We start from the raw sequence: 2,024 nt of genomic DNA, 5'->3' as shown, positions 1-2,024 counted from the left end.
GCCGCCTCCAGCCGCCCGTCCGCGTCGGCGAGGCGGGCGACAGCCTGGCGCTCACCATGGCGGCCGGGGACCCGGTCGTCACCACTTCGACCGCCGCGACCGCCACCGTCGTCAACTCGTCGGGGGCGAAGCTCACGCTGAGCCCGCCGACCACCGCCAAGCCGGCCGGCCGCACCCGCGCCCTCGCCCCCCCCGCCACCCCCGCCCCCCCCCGCCCGCCGCTCGTGCCCCGCCCCGGCGCCCTCGTCCCCCCGCCGCGCTAGATGTACCCGGTCATGGTCTCGGTGCCAATCGGGTGATGCGTGGCCGGCCTCCCAGGACCGAGTACATCCGGACCGGCCCGGTGGCGGGCGCGCGGCACGGGCATGTGCCTCATGAGCGTTTCGTCCCGCCCCCGTCGCGTCTCCCCGGCGACGTCGGAGACGCCGCCGCCGCTTCGGCGTCCTGGTCCGGGCCGGTGTTCCGCCGGGCGTCAGGTGAGGCCGGCGTCGTGGGCGAGGAGGGCGATCTGGGTGCGGTTGTCCAGGTCCAGCTTGGTCAGGACGCTGGACACGTGCGCCTTGACGGTCGCCACGCTCATGTACAGCTCCGCCGCGATGTCGGCGTTGGACCGTCCCCGCGCGATCGCCAGGACCACCTCGTTCTCGCGCGGGCTGAGCCGGGCGAGCGCCGCGCGGGCCCGCTGGTGGGCGCCGGCCTCGGTCGCCGCGCGGTCCATGAGCCGGCGGGTGATGCGCGGCGACAGCATCGGCTCCCCGGCGGCGACCTGCCGGACGGCGTGCACGATCCGGTCCGGCGGGGTGTCCTTCAGCAGGAACCCGCTGGCCCCGGCGCGCAGCGCGTGCAGGATGTTCTCGTCGGAGTCGAACGTCGTCAGCACGATCACCTCGGGCGGGTTCGCGCGGGCGCGCAGCCTGCGGGTCGCGGTGATGCCGTCCACGCGCGGCATCCGCAGGTCCATCAGGACGACGTCGGGCGCGTGCGCGTCGGCGGCCGCGGGCACCTCGTCGCCGTCGGCGGCCTCCCCGGCGACCGTGATGCCGCCCGTGCCGTCCAGCATCATCGACAGTCCGGCGCGGACGAGGGCGTCGTCGTCCACGATCAGCACGCGCAGGGGCCGGGTCACGCCGGCCATGGTAGCCAGGCGCGCAGCCGGAACTCGCCCGCGGCGGCCTGGTGGTCGAGGGTCCCGCCGGCCAGCCGGACCCGCTCGGTCAGCCCGACCAGGCCCGTCCCGCTGCCCGGCGGCGGGTCCCCGCCGTCCTCGCGCAGCGGGTTGCGGACGTCGATGACCAGGCCGTCGCCGGGGCCACCCCGCAGCACCACCCGGACAGGACGGCCCGCGGCGTGCTTGCGGGCGTTGGTCAGCGCCTCCTGCACCACCCGGTACGCGGTCCGCCCGGCCGCCGGCGGGAGATCGGCGCCCGCGGGCAGCTCGTCCCGCAGGTCGACCGTCCCGCCCGCGCCGCGCGACTCCGCCACCAGCCGCGGCACGTCGGCCAGGACGGGCTGCGGCCGGTCGTCCTCGCCGGCATCGTCGGCGCGCAGCAGCAGGATCACCTCGCGCAGCTCCTCCAGGGCCTGGTGCACCCCGGCGCGCACCACCCCGGCGGCCTGCGACAGCCGCTCGGGCGGCGCGTCCGGCCGGTACTCCAGCGCGCCCGCGTAGGTGGCCAGCAGCGACAGCCGGTGCGCCAGCACGTCGTGCATCTCCCGCGCGATCCGCGTCCGCTCGGCCATCCGCGCCTCGGCCACCCGGCGGCCCTGCTCGGCCTCCGCGCGGCGCGCCCGCTCCCGCAGCGACGCCAGCAGCTCGCGGCGCGCCCGGGCCAGCGCGCCCCAGCCGACCAGCGCCCCGTACCCGAGCGCGATCAGCAGCAGCCACCAGCCGAACGAGATCCCGCGGCTGGGCTGCCACAGCCCCTGCACGGCGAGCGCCGCGACCCCCGCCGCGCCGACCCCCGCCGCGGCCGGGAACGGGCGCCGCTGCGCCACCTGCAGCACCCCCATGCTCGCCACCGGCG

3 protein-coding genes are annotated in these 2,024 nt (G+C 78.0%); 1 reads left to right on the top strand and 2 read right to left on the bottom strand.

Going from position 1 to position 2,024, the window contains the following annotated elements:
- Positions 1 to 263, top strand: a 263-nt coding sequence (locus tag HUX53_RS04235) for a hypothetical protein (RefSeq protein WP_217919066.1), incomplete at its 5' end; no start/stop codon positions are given.
- 209 nt (positions 264 to 472) lie between these two features.
- Here the strand turns inward: HUX53_RS04235 and HUX53_RS04230 are convergent.
- Both HUX53_RS04230 and HUX53_RS04225 read right to left on the bottom strand, forming a co-directional pair.
- Positions 473 to 1,135, bottom strand: coding sequence for a response regulator transcription factor (locus tag HUX53_RS04230; RefSeq protein ID WP_176401857.1), 663 nt, complete (start codon positions 1,133 to 1,135; stop codon positions 473 to 475).
- A partial coding sequence (locus HUX53_RS04225; protein ID WP_176401856.1) for a sensor histidine kinase occupies positions 1,123 to 2,024 on the bottom strand: 902 nt, incomplete at its 5' end. The genes HUX53_RS04230 and HUX53_RS04225, both read right to left, overlap by 13 nt.

The organism is Actinomadura sp. BRA 177 (assembly GCF_013372625.1).
GTDB lineage: Bacteria > Actinomycetota > Actinomycetes > Streptosporangiales > Streptosporangiaceae > Spirillospora.
This window is presented reverse-complemented; position numbering and strand designations above follow the sequence as displayed.

Excerpts from the sequence above, each read along its gene's own strand:
- HUX53_RS04230 (WP_176401857.1), bottom strand. The coding sequence starts at position 1,135 with ATGGCCGGCGTGACCCGGCCCCTGCGCGTGCTGATCGTGGACGACGAC.